Origin of the sequence: Paraburkholderia fungorum, from assembly GCF_900099835.1 — a bacterium.
In the GTDB taxonomy this organism is placed as follows: domain Bacteria; phylum Pseudomonadota; class Gammaproteobacteria; order Burkholderiales; family Burkholderiaceae; genus Paraburkholderia; species Paraburkholderia fungorum_A.
Genome location: NZ_FNKP01000001.1, coordinates 458,048 through 472,758, shown reverse-complemented (window position 1 = coordinate 472,758; position 14,711 = coordinate 458,048). Strand labels below are relative to the sequence as shown.

Below are 14,711 nucleotides of genomic sequence, written 5' to 3'. Positions count from 1 at the left end.
TCTTCCTACAAATGCGTTGTTTAAAATCATCAACCATTGCATGAAAAGCAAGCTCTAAGCCTTGATGGGCCTGCATTTTTTCTTTTTTTGAGATATCATCGCGCCGCACAATCAGACGATTTGACAAGTCTTCTAGCAACCAGCTAGCTTGTTACTGAATGTAAATTTCGTTACCTCTCACCATAGCGTTTTGTCCGTCACGGAATTCCGTCAGACGGTCGTATCTGGAGGCTAGAGACTCGCATGCGTTCTTTCGTCTTCGCGCAGCCGTTGCGCCCCTGCTTTGCTGTCCACATCGCTTCCTGATCAGGAAACATTATGGATACGCTGACTGTCGTCCCGTTCAACACCCAGCCCCCTTCGTCGCCGACGCGTGACGGCTTCGACGCGGACGTTGCCGCGCCGTCGTCGTCGGTCGAACGCGAACTTGCACGGCTGCGCGCACGGGTCAGCGAACTGTCGGCGGAACTGGTTCAGGCGCGTGAAGCCGCTTGCCGCCATGTGGCGCGCGAACTGCACGACGGCGTGGGCGCCGAACTGACCGCGATGCGCTTTGCGCTGGCCGGTGTCGAAACCTGGCTGCCCGCCGACGCGCCGTCGCAATGCGCGGCCGCACTCGCCGTCGCCGGCCGTTCGCTCGACGCCGCGTGCGCCGCGAGCCAACAGGCGGTGGCGGAACTCCATGCGCCGTCGCTCGAAGCAGGGATTGTGGGCGCACTCGCGCACTGGACCGGCGACTTCTCGACCCGCACGCACTTGCGCACGAGTTTCGTCTGCGCCGCCGACGTGCGCCTCACGCGCCTGCCCGCCGACGCCGCGCTGGCCGTATTCCGTGTCGCCCAGGAAGCGCTGAACAATATTGCGAAGCACGCGCGCGCCGAATCGGCCGATGTGCGGATCGAAACCAGCCGCCAGCACCTCACGCTGCTCGTCAGCGACGACGGCATCGGACTGGCTCGCCATGCAGGCAACCAGCGCGGGCATTTCGGCCTGAGCGGCATGCAGGCACGCTGCGCCGCGTTCGACGGCACGTTGCGCGTCAGCGCCCGACGCGGTGACGCAAGCGGCTCCCCATCGCGCGGTACGCTCGTGCGCGCACGCTTTGCGTGGGACGCGATGCTGGCGCAAGCGCCGCGCGCCGAACGGCACGCGCTGCAATCGTGAGCGACCGGTCATGAGCCTGCGCATTCTGATCGCCGAAGATCACGCCGTGGTCCGCCAGGGCGTGCGTCAATTGCTGATCGACCGTGGTGTGGCGCGTGAAGTCACCGAGGCGCAAAGCGGTACCGAGGCGCTCGAAGCCGTCGGCAATCAGACTTACGACGTCGTGCTGCTCGACATCGGTCTGCCCGACATGAACGGCGTCGAAGTGCTGAAGCGCCTGAAGCGCAAAGCGCCGCGCGTGGCCGTGCTGATGTTCTCGATGTATCGCGAGGATCAATACGCGGTGCGCGCGCTGAAGGCGGGCGCGTCGGGTTATCTGTCGAAAACGGTCGATGCCGCGCAGATGATCTGCGCGATCCAGCAGGTCGCGGCCGGCCGCAAATACGTGAGCCCGGCGATGGCCGAAGCGCTCGCCGACTACGTTTCCTTCGACGGCGAACAGTTGCCGCACGAAAAGCTCTCCGATCGCGAATATCAGACGCTGTGCATGCTCGCGTCCGGCAAGCGGCTGACCGATATTGCGGCGACGCTGTCGCTATCGGTGAAGACGGTTAGCGTGTATCGCACGCGGCTGCTCGAGAAAATGAAGCTGCGCAACAACGCCGAGTTGACCTTCTACGTGATGAGCAACCGGCTCGTCGATCTGAATCCGGCAATGGCGGGCTGAACGCCTGCGCTTTTGCCTCTGCATTTGTCCTACGTCTGCTGAATAACTCGCCGCTCACACGGCGAGTTTGCAACGGAGAGATTCCCTCCCCATTTATCCCGCATCGCGCGAAAGCTTTGCTGCCGTTTTGCGTTCGGCGGACGAACGTCGCGCCCGATGCCCCTACCGCCGGGAGTTTCCGCCCGGCCGGTACAACCCGTGCGGTACGTCCCAAAATAGTGCAGTGCTTCGCATCCGTTAAAATCGTGGGTTTCCCCGACATTCGGCGCGCAACACGCGTGCACCACTGGAGACCCACGCCAATGTCCCTGTTTCGAACAAAAAGCGTCGAGCACATGATCGCGTCGAGCGCTCAGAACGCCGGCCTCAAGAAAGCGCTCGGCGCACTCGATCTGACCTTCCTCGGTGTCGGCGCCATTATCGGCACCGGCATTTTCGTGCTGACCGGCACGGGCGCCGTTCAGGCCGGCCCGGCGCTGATGCTGTCGTTCATCATCGCGGCGATCGCGTGCGGTTTCGCCGCGCTTGCCTACGCGGAATTCGCGTCGACGATTCCGGTCGCCGGATCCATTTATACGTATTCGTACGCGACGCTCGGCGAGTTGGCCGCGTGGATCATCGGCTGGGATCTGATGCTTGAATACGGGCTGGCGACGTCGGCGGTATCGGTCGGCTGGTCGGGCTATCTGCAATCGTTGCTGTCGGGCTTCGGCGTTTCTTTGCCGGTTGCGTTGAGCGCCGCGCCCGGCGCGGTGGCTGGACAGCACACGCTGTTCAACCTGCCCGCATTCCTGGTGATGATGGCGATTACCGCGTTGTTGTCGGTCGGCATTCGCGAATCCGCGCGGATCAACAACATCATGGTCGCGATCAAGGTGACGGTGGTGTTGCTGGTGATCGGCGTGGGCGTGTTTCACGTGACGCCGGCCAACTGGCATCCGTTCATGCCGAACGGCTGGAACGGCGTATTCGGCGCGGCAGCGGTGATGTTCTTCGCGTTTATCGGATTCGATGCGGTGTCATCGGCGTCGGAAGAGGTGAAGAATCCGAAACGCGATCTGCCGATCGGGATTATTGCTTCGCTTGGCGTGTGCGCTGTGTTGTACGTCGCGGTCGCGGCGGTGGTGACGGGGATCGTGCCGTCGGCGAAGTTCGCGGGCATTTCGCATCCGGTTTCTTATGCGTTGCAGCAGGCGGGGCAAACCTGGGTGGCGGGCTTTATCGATCTCGGCGCCGTGCTCGGCATGTTGACCGTGATTCTCGTGATGGCTTACGGACAGACGCGCGTGATCTTCGCGATGTCGCGTGACGGGCTTCTGCCGGAGCGGCTTTCGCGCCTGCACCCGAAATTCGCGACGCCGTTTTTCACGACCTGGCTCGTGGGGATTTTCTTCGGCCTGATCGGCGCGCTCGTGCCGTTGAATGTGCTGGCTGAGCTGATCAATATCGGGACGCTGGCAGCGTTTTCGATGGTGTCGATTGCCGTGCTGGTTTTGCGGAAAACGCATCCGGATTTGCCACGCGCTTTTAAGTGCCCTGGCGTGCCGGTTGTGCCGGTGCTCGCTGTTGCGTCCTGTCTCTTTCTTATGCTGAATCTTCAGCGTGTGACGTGGGCGGCTTTTGGTATCTGGCTGGTGATCGGGATGGTGATTTATTTCGGGTATTCGCGGCGGAATTCGAAGTTGGCGGGGTGACCGGAAAGTTGCTTACGGCCCTGAGGAGGGTGTTGCGAAAATATCAGCTTTGTCTTGATCTCGCGGTGGTTTATTAGTGCTGCCCCTATCTGGGGCGGCGCTTAGCTTCTTAGCTCCTCTGCACATCTTCCTCACGACTTACATCTACACGTCCTCTCAATACAGTCGTAACGCCGCGGTCGCAAGCGTGACTGCCAGGATCATTCTTGCCCCTGCCGCACTCAAATAAATGCTCGGTAGGCATACCAGGATATGTAGAAGGTTATCGTTCCCAAAAGTAGAGTTGACCCGGTAACGAGCCAGCGCATAGCCGACCATTTTCGGCCGATGCCGACATAGGCGACGCACCCATAGATCACGGGCGGACCCACGAGCCATAAAACGAAAACTGCGATAAGCCACCAAGGGACGTTACAAGCGTCAATCTCATAACATCCGTGATAAGACTTTTCGGGCCATGGATTCCACCTGGCCGAATCCCCCAGGCGCAATGCCACCGCAAACCCGATTGCTACGGCAAGCAAACTGCCCCATACCCGCTTCATTTCATTTCCCAGAACAAAATCTGTTTCGACTTGCTTAAGTCCGAAAAGCCGGGGCCGGTGGGGCGGTTCAGCCTGAATCGAAGAAAATTTTCTGCGACGCCGAGAATCCCGTTGTTGGTCAATCTCGAACCATTCCACAAATCAATATGACCGCCGCTCAAATCATTGATGGAGTCGCCGTCCTGTTGCCAGTAGCCAAAGAAAAATATCATTCCCGTACGGCCTGTTACCTTGTCCCGCCATCCGGGACCCGCAATGTCTTGAGGTTCAGCGAGACCCGCGATTGGACCAAGTTTGAGCCATTCGGCTAACTCGAAGGCCCGCGTTGCGGTCGGCTTACCATCGAGAATAATCCGGCCAAGGGTGGGCTTGCCGGGCATAGGCGCAATCAGTTTTTGCGAAAATGATTTCATCTCTATGCCAACTCGATGGAATGTAGCACTCATGCGAATTGCACACTGATTGCTGTATTGGCCGCTCGGATCGTCATAGGGATCGCCCGTGACGTAGTTGTCCCACAGCTCGTGGAAAGTCAGAGCCTTTAGTCGCACTTCCTTGATTGAGTTCTGCGTCGTATTAGTCTGGACAACTGTTTTCTTGTTTGGCATCTTCAGCATCCATTCTGTCTTGCAAGAGCTTCGTCGCCCCAATAGACCGTGTACGTGTCGGCTATGTCCGTTTCGATCCGAGGCAGCGGACCACTTCCCTCGATTCGTCCTAAGAACATGCGGCCGTCGGTCGTCTCGATGAAATACGGATAGCCGTTGAGCGCCCCCTCCCCCTGAATTGCGGGACAAACTTGCTCGTCGTAGCGCGCGATAGATGCACCAGCTGCCATCGCGGATCGCGCCGCCGATGCAGCGCCGCCTGGTCGCGCCACGCCGGTTTCTATTTCGACATGACAGCCCGGATCGCTGACGACGAACACCTTGTTCTTACCGCACGGACAGATGACCGGATCACCATGTAAAACAGTTGCCCTTCCGTTTTCTGTCGCATCGGTTCCACTGCCGAATATCTTGAAGACTCCCTGACAGATGCCGCAAGTTGCCTCGTCGCCATGAAGGGCAATCCGTCGTCCATCGTCGAACGTGGTGGAACTAAAGGCCATTACAAAACCACCAGTTGTCGTTGGATCACCGTGCCGGATCATTGCTCTATGCATGAACGCTCCTCTGTTGATGTGATTTCCTAACGTGAACGGGAGCCAGCGCAACATCCCCAACATTCCACTCGTGTGGTCACTCGAGCTACTTCACTTGGCCGCGCCGTAAAATCCAACCCCCGTCAATCCTCGACAAAGCCGGGGCAGATAAAAATAGGATAAATATGAAAATAGGGACAGAAAATCCACCCTTGAATCCACCCGTTTGTTGGATCTAAACCCCGGTTTCCCAAGCAAACCCACCGCGACGCACGCAGTGCGGTGTGAGAGCGGACGACTGCCTTGTCATCAACGCTGAGTGTGCGAGCGCACCGATTCCAGATGCACCACTGCCCCCTCCAAGCCAGGGGACCCACTTATGAGCTAGCGGTGTGAGCCCGCTTTCTTTGCTTACTTTCTTTGCGGCGGCAAAGAAAGTGAGTGCCGCCCCGCACAGGGGCAACGCCAATAGACCACCGCGATCACAAGGAAAGGCCAACACCCAAAGACCACACCCACCCCCAGCGCCCCGCGCAAAAAACTTCCCCTCATAGCGCCCCCGTCCAATTTGTGCTTTACTTTTCGGCACACCCGTAAGAAAAAAGCAGCAGTCCCCCAACACCGGACCCGAAGCACAGCAGACCAACAAAGCAAAGCCAGAAACGACGAAAAAGCAGCCAAAACCCGAAGGTCCGGTCTCACCCCATCAGGAGACAACTTCATGGCGATCAGCATCAGTCTGACGGTGAACGGCGCGCCAGTCACCGCGTCTATCGAACCCGGCACCCTGCTTGTCCAGTTCCTGCGCGACCAGCTACGCCTCACCGGCACGCACATCGGCTGCGACACGGCTCAATGCGGCGCCTGCACAGTCCACCTGAACGGCCGCGCGATCAAATCCTGCAACATCCTCGCGGTACAAGCCGAAGGCGCGGCAATCACCACCATCGAAGGGCTCGCGCAGAACGGCACCCTGCATCCGATGCAAGCAGCGTTCAAACACTGTCACGGTCTCCAGTGCGGCTTCTGTACGCCCGGCATGGTGATGAGCGCGGTCTCGCTCGTGCAACGCCAGCCCGACCTCACCGGCGACGACGTCCGCGCACAGCTCGACGGCAACCTGTGCCGCTGTACGGGCTATCACAACATCGTCAAGGCAGTCCTCGAAGGCGCAGCAGGCATGAAGTCCGCCGGCAACGCGGCCACCGCCGCGACCAGCGCCGACACCGACACCGCCGCCCATGCGAATACAGCGAACGCAGCCAGCGCATCGGCCACCGCGCCAGTCACCGCCTGAGGAGCCGACGATGAACGCACCCGACACCCCCCATCTGATCGGCGCCTCGGTCGAACGTAAGGAAGACTATCGGTTTCTGACCGGCAACGGCCAGTACACCGACGACATCGTCCTGCCGCAGCAAACCTACGCGGTGTTCCTGCGCTCGCCGCATGCGCACGCGAAGATCAACAGCATCGACATCGCGGCGGCAAAGCAGTCGCCCGGCGTGATCGCGATCTTCACCGGCGCGGACATGGCCGCTGAAAACGTCGGCGGATTGCCTTGTGGCTGGTTGATCCACAGCACTGACGGCAAGCCGATGAACGAGCCGCCGCACCCGGTCATCGCGCATACGAAAGTGCGCCACGTCGGCGACCAGGTCGCGCTCGTGATCGCCGATTCGATCAAGGCCGCGAAAGACGCCGCCGAACTGATCGACGTGGATTACGACGTGCTGCCCGCCGTCGTCGACACAGCGCATGCAGCCGATGCGGGCCAGCCCGCGGTCCACGACGAAGTGCCCGACAACGTCTGCTACAACTGGGGCCACGGCGACAAAGCCGCCACCGACGCCGCATTCGCCAAAGCCGCCCACGTCACCACACTCGACATCGTCAACAACCGGCTGGTGCCGAACGCGATCGAACCGCGCGCGGTCAACGCGAGTTACTCGCCGCAGGACGACAGCTACACGGTCTACGTCGCGAATCAGAACCCGCACGTGGAGCGTCTGTTGATGGCCGCGTTCGTGCTGTCGCTGCCGGAGTCGAAATTGCGCATCATCGCGCCGGACGTTGGCGGCGGCTTCGGTTCGAAGATCTTTCTGTATGCAGAGGACGTCGCGCTCACCTGGGCGTCGAAGAAAATCCGCCGTCCGGTGAAATGGACAGCCGAGCGCTCGGAAGCGTTCGTGTCCGACGCGCACGGCCGCGATCATGTGACGAAAGCCGAACTCGCGATGGACGCCGACGGCAAGTTCCTCGCCATGCGCATCCACACCATCGCGAACATGGGCGCGTATCTGTCCACGTTCGCGTCGAGCGTGCCGACCATCCTGTACGCGACGCTGCTCGCGGGCCAGTACGCGACGCCCGCGATCTACGCCGAAGTGAAAGCGGTCTTCACCCACACCGTTCCCGTCGATGCCTACCGAGGCGCGGGCCGTCCCGAAGCGACCTACGTCGTCGAGCGTCTGGTCGAAACCGCCGCGCGCGAAATGAAGCTCGATCCGGCCGAGATTCGCCGCCGCAATTTCATCCGCGATTTTCCGTACGCGACGCCGGTCGGCCTCACTTACGACACCGGCGACTACGAGACGATCCTCGCGCGTTCGCTCGAACTCGCAGACGTCAAAGGCTTCGCTGCCCGCCAACAGGAATCCGCCAAGAACGGCAAGCTGCGCGGCCTCGGCTACTCGTGCTACATCGAGGCATGCGGCCTCGCGCCGTCGAATATCGCCGGCGCGTTGGGCGCGCGGGCGGGCCTCTTCGAAGTCGGACAGATTCGCGTGCACCCGACCGGTTCCGTCACCGTGTTCACCGGTTCGCACAGTCATGGCCAGGGACACGAAACGACCTTTGCGCAGGTGGTCGCCGACCGGCTCGGCATCGCGCTGGAAAGCGTCGAGATCGTCCACGGCGACACGGGGCGGATTCCGTTCGGCATGGGGACGTATGGCTCGCGCTCGATTGCGGTCGGCGGCTCGGCGATCATGAAGGCGCTCGACAAGATCGAAACGAAGGCGAAGAAAATCGCCGCGCATCTGCTGGAAGCGGCGGCCGAAGATATCGAGTTCAAGGACGGCGTGTTCCGCGTCGCGGGCACCGATCGCACGAAAGCATTCGCCGACATTTCGCTCGCGGCGTACGTGCCGCACAACTATCCGCTCGACGTGCTCGAACCCGGTCTCGAAGAAAGCGCGTTCTACGATCCGACCAACTTCACCTATCCGTCCGGGGCGTACATCTGCGAGGTCGAAGTCGATCCGGATACCGGCGTGTGCCGCATCCAGCAGTTCACCGCCGTGGACGATTTCGGCAACGTGATCAATCCGATGATCGTCGAAGGACAGGTGCACGGCGGGCTCGCGCAGGGCATCGGCCAGGCGATGCTGGAGCGCTGCGTGTACGACAACGACAGCGGCCAGTTGCTGTCCGGCTCGTACATGGATTACGCGATGCCGCACGCGTCCGATCTGCCCGACTTCACCGTCGAGACCGCGAAGGGCACGCCGTGCACGCACAATCCGCTCGGCGTGAAGGGCTGCGGCGAGGCCGGCGCGATCGGCTCGCCGCCGGCGGTGATCAACGCGATCATCGATGCGCTTGCGCCGCTCGGCGTGACCGATCTGCAGATGCCCGCGACGCCGCATCGCGTGTGGTCCGCGATTCACGCGGCGAAGCAAGGCAACGCGCAACCCCATTGAGATCCTGAGCGGAGAATCGACATGTATTCATTCGAGTATCAACGCGCGACGGATCCCAAAGCGGCCGCCGCCATCCTCACCGCCGACAGCGACGCGAAATTCCTGGCCGGCGGCCAGAGCCTGCTGCCCACGATGCGGCTGCGTCTCGCACAACCGTCGCAACTGGTCGACGTGACGCGCATTCCCGCGCTCAAATCGATCAGCGTGGATGCCAGCACGGTGACGATCGGCGCCGCCGTCTGCCACGCGGATGTCGCGGAGCACGCGGAATTGCGTCGCGTATCGCCCGGCCTCGCCGATCTCGCCGCGCACATCGGCGACCGTCAGGTGCGAGCGCTGGGCACGATCGGTGGCTCGCTGGCAAACAACGATCCGGCCGCGTGCTACCCGGCGGCGGCGATGGCACTGGACGCGACCATCGTCACCGAGCGTCGGCGGATTGCATCGGCGGACTTTTTCGTCGGCATGTACGAAACCGCGCTGGAGCCGGACGAGTTGATCGTCGCGGTCGAGTTTCCGGTGCCCGAGCGTGCGGCCTACGAGAAATTCCGCAATCCCGCGTCGCACTTCGCGCTGGTCGGCGTGTTCGTCGCGAAGTTCGCGAGCGGCGTGCGAGTGGCGGTGACGGGCGCGGCGGCGTCGGTGTTTCGTGTGCCGGAGCTGGAGAGCGCGCTGTCGGCGAATTTCACGCCGGAGGCCGCGCGCGGAGTGAGTGTGTCGGCGGCGAATCTGAACACCGACATGCACGCTAGCGCCGACTATCGCGCGCACCTGATCCCGGTGCTCGCCGCGCGAGCGGTGGCGAAGGCGAACGGCTAGCGATCGTCGAACAGGCTGGCGTGCTTTTATTTCGGCACGTCAGCCCCGTTCTCGTTTTATCGCAGCTCGCCCGTTTGTCAGGCTTCATCGGCGTCACTTAGATGCCAGTCGGGCGTCAATCAGGCGCGCAGATTCAGGACCGCCATGCAACCCGCTTCAATCGACGACACCCTCGCGCAACTCGCCGCGCAACGTTATTTCGCCAGCCGCGAACTCGCGACCGCGCTCTATCTCGCGCTGCGGATGGAGCGGCCGTTGTTCGTCGAAGGCGAGCCGGGCGTCGGCAAAACCGAACTCGCGAAAGCCGCAGCGGGAATGCTCGGCACCACGATGCTGCGTCTGCAATGCTATGAGGGACTCGATACGGCGAGCGCGCTGTACGAGTGGGACTATCCGCGTCAGATCATGGCGCTGCGTCTCGCGGAAGCCGCCGGCGAGCGGCCCGATAACGACACGCTGTATCGCGGCGAATTTTTGCTGAAGCGTCCGCTACTGCAAGCGTTGATGCCCGATGAAAACCATCCCGGCGCGAGGCGCGTGCTGCTGATCGACGAAATCGATCGAGCCGACGAGCCGTTCGAAGCGTTCCTGCTCGAACTGCTGTCGGACTTCCAGGTGTCGATTCCTGAATACGGCACCGTGCGCGCAGCGCAACCGCCGCTCGTCGTGATGACCTCGAACCGCACGCGCGAAGTGCACGACGCGTTGAAGCGCCGCTGTCTGTATCAATGGATCGGCTATCCCGAGCGGGATCGGGAACTGGAGATCGTCGCGGCTCGCGCGCCGCAGACATCGGCGGAATTGCAGCGGCGGGCGGTCGATTTCGTGCACCGGCTGCGCGGCATGGATCTGTTCAAAGCGCCCGGCATTGCCGAGACGATCGACTGGTGCCGCGCGCTGGAAGCGCTGTCGGTGACGGAACTCGATCCGCAATCGGTGCAGAACACGCTGGGTGTGCTGCTCAAGTATCAGGACGATCTGGCGCGCGTCGATGCCGCGCAGATTGCGCAGTGTCTCGCGCCCGCACCGGGATCGTCAGCATGACCAGGCAATCCCCTTCAGGCGCAACGGTTGAGACGCCAGACCAAACTCCAACACTCGCGCGCAACGTCGTTCACTTCGTGCGCGTGCTGCGCGGCGCGGGCTTGCCGATGTCGCCCGCCCAGGCCGTCGATGCCCTCGCCGCTCTGCACTGGATCGACCTCAGCCGGCGCGACGACGTGCGCGCCGCGCTCGCCGCCTCGCTAGTCTGCGCGCCCGACGAGCGCGAACTCTTCAACGCCGCGTTCGCGCTGTTCTGGCGCGACCCGGATTGGGAAGGCAAACTGCGCGCGCTGCTGCTACCAAAAGTTCGCGACGGCCTGCCGCCGCCCAAACGCAACAACCGTCTCGCCGATGCCCTCGCCGTCCGCGCGCCGCCGTCGCCGCACACCAGAACGCCGCAGCAGACCGAGCAGCACGAGTTGCACGCGCACGTCACGTTCAGCGCGGAAGAGCGCTTGCGTCACCGAGATTTCGACACCCTTTCCGCCGATGAATGGCGCAGCTTGCGTCACCTGATTCGTGGCCAGCGTCTGCCGCTCGCCACCGAGCCGACGCGTCGCCTGAAAGCGTCATCGCATGGCACGCATGCCGATTTGCGCGCGAGTGCCCGGCACGCGGTGCGCGCGGGCGGCGACTGGACGGTATGGAAATATCGCGCGGTGGTCGAACGCAAACCGCCGCTCGTGTTGCTGCTCGACATCTCCGGTTCGATGAGCAGCTACTCGCGCGCGGTGCTTTATTTTTGCCACGCGCTGCTGCAATCGCGCGAACGCCTGCAGGTGTTTCTGTTCGGCACGCGGCTCACCAACGCGACGCGCGCGCTGCGCGAACGCGATCCCGATGTGGCGATTGCGACGCTCACCGATCAGGTGGTCGACTGGTCGGGCGGCACGCGCATCGGTGCGGCACTCGCGGAATTCAACCGGCGCTGGGCGCGGCGCGTGCTGACCGGACGTGCGACCGTGCTGCTCGTCACCGATGGCCTCGATCACGAAGCCATCGACGTACTCGATACCGAAATGGCCCGCCTGCGACGCTTCGCGCATCGCATTGTCTGGCTCAATCCGCTGCTGCGGTTTAGCGGCTTTTCTCCGAAGGCGCGTGGCGTGCAGGCGATCCTGCCGTATGTCGATGCGCATCGTCCGGTTCACAATCTGGACAGCCTGGCAGCGTTCGGCCGCGATCTCGCGCAACTCACGCGCGCGCCTCGCCCCGCGCTTGCCGCCAAAGCTACCTCGGGAGCAACGTCATGGAATTGACCGAAACTCACACGCTGCCAGTTTCGCAGCAGCAAACATGGGATGCATTGAACGACACCGAGGTGCTGCGCGCCTGCATCCCCGGTTGCGAAAGCATCGAAGCGGACGGCGAGAACGCGTATCTGGTCGCGCTGAGCGCCGCGGTCGGCCCGGTCAAGGCCCGTTTCAAGGGACGCATGCAACTGACCGACATCGACGCGCCGAACACCTACAGTATCGTGTTCGAAGGCCAGGGTGGCGCTGCGGGTTTCGCCAAAGGCAACGCGCGGGTCGCGCTCGAAGCCGACGGCGAAAACGCAACGAAGTTAAGCTATACGGCAAGCGCGCAAGTCGGCGGCAAGCTGGCGCAAATCGGCTCGCGGCTGGTAGACGGCGCGGCGCGCAAGATCGCCGGCGAATTCTTCAAGCGATTTGGCGCGCATGTTGCGGGAGAGGATGGCGCGTCGGCTGATGCGATCGAAGAAGCATCCGCCGTCGATGCCGCCACGCAGGACACGCAATCGAACGACGGCACCGACGCCGACGCAGACCCAACCAAGAGGAAGAAATCATGGACAGCGTGGATCTCGAAGTCCTGAAGTCCAGCGCACGCTGGCTGGAGGAAGGACATCGCGCGCTACTGGTGACGGTCGTGAAGACGTGGGGCTCGTCGCCGCGTCCCGAGGGCGCAATGCTCGCGGTCCGCGACGACGGGCTCGTGGTCGGCTCAGTGTCGGGCGGCTGCATCGAAGACGATCTGATCGACCGCGTGCGGCAACGGGGAATCGAACAGACGCGCCCGGAGGCGGTGAAGTACGGCATCACCGCGGAGGAAGCGCATCGTTTCGGCCTGCCGTGCGGCGGCACGATCCAGCTTGCATTGGAACCGTTGACGCTGCAAAGCGGCATCGCCGAATTGTGCCGTGCGGTAGAGGACGGGCGTCTGGTCGCGCGTCAGGTCGAAATGAGTACCGGTGCGGTCCGGCTCGATGCGGCGCTCGCGACGGACGGCGTGCATTTCGACGGCGAGCGTCTGCTGACCATCCACGGTCCGCGCTACCGGATGCTGGTGATCGGCGCGGGGCAGTTGTCGCGCTATCTGTGCCAGATCGCAGTGGGACTCGACTATCAGGTCACCGTGTGCGATCCGCGCGAGGAGTACACGGAGGAGTGGCATATCCCCGGCACGAAGATCGTTCGGACCATGCCGGACGATACCGTGATCGACATGAAACTCGACGAACGCTGCGCGGTGATCGCGCTTACGCACGATCCGAAGCTCGACGATCTCGCTTTGATGGAAGCGTTGAAAACGCCCGCGTTCTATGTCGGCGCGCTGGGTTCACGAAGGAATAACCAGGCGCGGCGCGAGCGGCTAAAAGAGTTCGACCTGAACGAGACGGAGTTGGCCCGTTTGCATGGACCGGTTGGCATTTATATCGGCAGCCGGACGCCGCCTGAAATTGCCGTTTCGATACTCGCCGAGGTGACGGCGGCGAAGAACGGCGTGTCGCTGCCGACGCTGCTTCAGGTTGAAGGTGCGAAGGCGGCTCGGGAAGTCGCGGCTTCGGGCGGTGCAGCCTGCAGCGTTTGAACGCGGGGCGTTTTCCGGCAACCGGCAACCGCTAACGCCCAACGCTCGCCGCCACACCAAGCGCTCACATCAACGCGCACACCACGGTCGCGACAATCGACCCGCCCACCAGCACCACGCCCACCACGCGGCGCTTGTTCAACTCGGTCCATAGCAGCACGCCGGTCAGCGAAAGCAGGATCAGACTGCCGGCGATCGTATCGATCAGCAGCACCCAGCCGACACTCAAACCCGCGCCCTTGTGCAGATTGTTCATCGTCGCGAGAAAGCTGTTGTGCGTGCGTTTTACCGCGACAAAGCCATTGCCCACCCAGTACTCCGCCTGCACGTTCTGCGACGGGCCCATGATGCCGACCTGCCAGAACTCCGGCTGCATCGCGCTGTGATCGCCCCACGCGACCGGATGCGCCGGCTCGCGCCGCGCGCGTCCCGGCTTGCCGTCCAGCTTCAATTCGGCTTTGAGCCACTTCGCCAGATCCATCGGCGAATGCAGCGGTTTTTGCGGCACGGGAATCTGCATTTCCTCGACGATCGGCTCGCCCGTCGACACTTTCAGCGGCCCGGCCCGATGGTTCAGCAGGAACCCGGTCGCGCCGAACATCAAACCCAGCACCGCGCCCCACAAGCCGACCCAGCCATGCACCTTACGCAGCCACTTGATGAAATTCGAGCGGCGCGAACGCTGACGCCGCGCCGCCTGCTCGGCGTCATCCATCAGATGATGCGTGCGCGGCGGCTGATGGGCGGTGTATTCGGTATGGGCGGTGGATTGCGTGCGCTGGCCGGCAGCGGACTTTGCATCGATTGAAACGGGGGCGTTCATCCAGGCTCCAGGCGGCATCAGCTCGATCCGTCGACGGCACACTGGGGGAGGCGCGCGCTCATACGGCAGCGGTGAGGGAAAGTGTCAGAAGGCGGACGACCCGGCTTGCGGTCCAGGTCGTCCTGATCGAAAGGCTGGCTGGCGGTCACAGAGGAGGAGAAATGTGACCGAAGCTGGCGATGCCTTTCAATTGAGAACGACTATCATTACACATTTACCCGCTTTGCTCAATCGCAACGTGTTGCAGGCGCTTGACAAGCTCGCGGCGCAACCCG

The 14,711-nt window shown here is 62.5% G+C and carries 13 protein-coding genes; 10 read left to right on the top strand and 3 right to left on the bottom strand.

The features are described from left to right. Positions 1–318: 318 nt before the first annotated feature. The 3 genes from BLS41_RS02130 (at position 319) to BLS41_RS02120 (ending at position 3,525) form a co-directional block, all read left to right on the top strand. Positions 319–1,164: a sensor histidine kinase gene (locus BLS41_RS02130; protein ID WP_074762729.1), complete on the top strand. Its 846-nt coding sequence runs from the start codon at positions 319–321 to the stop codon at positions 1,162–1,164. Positions 1,165–1,174: 10 nt separating this feature from the next. Then, entirely contained in the window at positions 1,175–1,831 is a 657-nt protein-coding gene (gene rqpR / locus BLS41_RS02125; RefSeq protein WP_074762728.1) for a response regulator transcription factor RqpR, read from the top strand. 302 nt (positions 1,832–2,133) lie between these two features. Next, positions 2,134–3,525, top strand: coding sequence for a branched-chain amino acid transporter BcaP (locus BLS41_RS02120; protein WP_074762727.1), 1,392 nt, complete (start codon positions 2,134–2,136; stop codon positions 3,523–3,525). A gap of 541 nt (positions 3,526–4,066) precedes the next feature. Here BLS41_RS02120 and BLS41_RS02115 read toward each other — a convergent pair. Together BLS41_RS02115 and BLS41_RS38245 are read right to left on the bottom strand one after the other, a co-directional pair. Next, entirely contained in the window at positions 4,067–4,678 is a 612-nt protein-coding gene (locus BLS41_RS02115; RefSeq protein WP_074766223.1) for a type VI secretion system amidase effector protein Tae4, read from the bottom strand. A 2-nt stretch (positions 4,679–4,680) separates the two neighbouring features. Continuing rightward, positions 4,681–5,289 (bottom strand): PAAR domain-containing protein, encoded by a 609-nt coding sequence (locus tag BLS41_RS38245; RefSeq protein WP_253189603.1) that lies wholly within the window; start codon positions 5,287–5,289, stop codon positions 4,681–4,683. Between the two features lie 646 nt (positions 5,290–5,935). Here BLS41_RS38245 and BLS41_RS02105 point away from each other — a divergent pair. The 7 genes from BLS41_RS02105 (at position 5,936) to BLS41_RS02075 (ending at position 13,613) form a co-directional block, all read left to right on the top strand. Then, positions 5,936–6,511 (top strand): (2Fe-2S)-binding protein, encoded by a 576-nt coding sequence (locus BLS41_RS02105; protein ID WP_074762726.1) that lies wholly within the window; start codon positions 5,936–5,938, stop codon positions 6,509–6,511. A 10-nt stretch (positions 6,512–6,521) separates the two neighbouring features. Continuing rightward, positions 6,522–8,918, top strand: a complete 2,397-nt coding sequence (locus tag BLS41_RS02100; protein WP_074762725.1) for a xanthine dehydrogenase family protein molybdopterin-binding subunit — start codon at positions 6,522–6,524, stop codon at positions 8,916–8,918. A 21-nt stretch (positions 8,919–8,939) separates the two neighbouring features. After that, positions 8,940–9,737, top strand: coding sequence for an FAD binding domain-containing protein (locus BLS41_RS02095; RefSeq protein WP_074762724.1), 798 nt, complete (start codon positions 8,940–8,942; stop codon positions 9,735–9,737). Positions 9,738–9,881: 144 nt separating this feature from the next. Beyond that, positions 9,882–10,781, top strand: coding sequence for an AAA family ATPase (locus BLS41_RS02090; RefSeq protein WP_074762723.1), 900 nt, complete (start codon positions 9,882–9,884; stop codon positions 10,779–10,781). Then, a complete protein-coding gene (locus tag BLS41_RS02085) occupies positions 10,778–12,040 on the top strand; it encodes a vWA domain-containing protein (RefSeq protein ID WP_074762722.1) in 1,263 nt (420 codons plus the stop codon). Before BLS41_RS02090 ends, BLS41_RS02085 begins: the two co-directional genes overlap by 4 nt. After that, positions 12,031–12,618, top strand: a complete 588-nt coding sequence (locus BLS41_RS02080) for an SRPBCC family protein (protein WP_074762721.1) — start codon at positions 12,031–12,033, stop codon at positions 12,616–12,618. Before BLS41_RS02085 ends, BLS41_RS02080 begins: the two co-directional genes overlap by 10 nt. After that, positions 12,591–13,613 (top strand): XdhC family protein, encoded by a 1,023-nt coding sequence (locus BLS41_RS02075; RefSeq protein ID WP_074762720.1) that lies wholly within the window; start codon positions 12,591–12,593, stop codon positions 13,611–13,613. Before BLS41_RS02080 ends, BLS41_RS02075 begins: the two co-directional genes overlap by 28 nt. Positions 13,614–13,677: 64 nt before the next feature. Here the strand turns inward: BLS41_RS02075 and BLS41_RS02070 are convergent, their stop codons facing one another. Next, complete coding sequence (locus BLS41_RS02070; RefSeq protein ID WP_074762719.1) at positions 13,678–14,436, bottom strand: PepSY-associated TM helix domain-containing protein; 759 nt, start codon at positions 14,434–14,436, stop codon at positions 13,678–13,680. Positions 14,437–14,711: the final 275 nt, after the last annotated feature.

Bases quoted from the DNA above. Each gene is read 5' to 3' on its own strand.
- BLS41_RS02075 (WP_074762720.1), top strand. From the start codon at position 12,591: ATGGACAGCGTGGATCTCGAAGTCCTGAAGTCCAGCGCACGCTGGCTG.
- BLS41_RS38245 (WP_253189603.1), bottom strand. From the start codon at position 5,289: ATGTTGCGCTGGCTCCCGTTCACGTTAGGAAATCACATCAACAGAGGA.
- BLS41_RS02115 (WP_074766223.1), bottom strand. From the start codon at position 4,678: ATGCCAAACAAGAAAACAGTTGTCCAGACTAATACGACGCAGAACTCA.
- BLS41_RS02095 (WP_074762724.1), top strand. From the start codon at position 8,940: ATGTATTCATTCGAGTATCAACGCGCGACGGATCCCAAAGCGGCCGCC.
- BLS41_RS02120 (WP_074762727.1), top strand. From the start codon at position 2,134: ATGTCCCTGTTTCGAACAAAAAGCGTCGAGCACATGATCGCGTCGAGC.
- BLS41_RS02105 (WP_074762726.1), top strand. From the start codon at position 5,936: ATGGCGATCAGCATCAGTCTGACGGTGAACGGCGCGCCAGTCACCGCG.
- BLS41_RS02100 (WP_074762725.1), top strand. From the start codon at position 6,522: ATGAACGCACCCGACACCCCCCATCTGATCGGCGCCTCGGTCGAACGT.
- BLS41_RS02130 (WP_074762729.1), top strand. From the start codon at position 319: ATGGATACGCTGACTGTCGTCCCGTTCAACACCCAGCCCCCTTCGTCG.
- rqpR (WP_074762728.1), top strand. From the start codon at position 1,175: ATGAGCCTGCGCATTCTGATCGCCGAAGATCACGCCGTGGTCCGCCAG.
- BLS41_RS02070 (WP_074762719.1), bottom strand. From the start codon at position 14,436: ATGAACGCCCCCGTTTCAATCGATGCAAAGTCCGCTGCCGGCCAGCGC.
- BLS41_RS02085 (WP_074762722.1), top strand. From the start codon at position 10,778: ATGACCAGGCAATCCCCTTCAGGCGCAACGGTTGAGACGCCAGACCAA.
- BLS41_RS02080 (WP_074762721.1), top strand. From the start codon at position 12,031: ATGGAATTGACCGAAACTCACACGCTGCCAGTTTCGCAGCAGCAAACA.
- BLS41_RS02090 (WP_074762723.1), top strand. From the start codon at position 9,882: ATGCAACCCGCTTCAATCGACGACACCCTCGCGCAACTCGCCGCGCAA.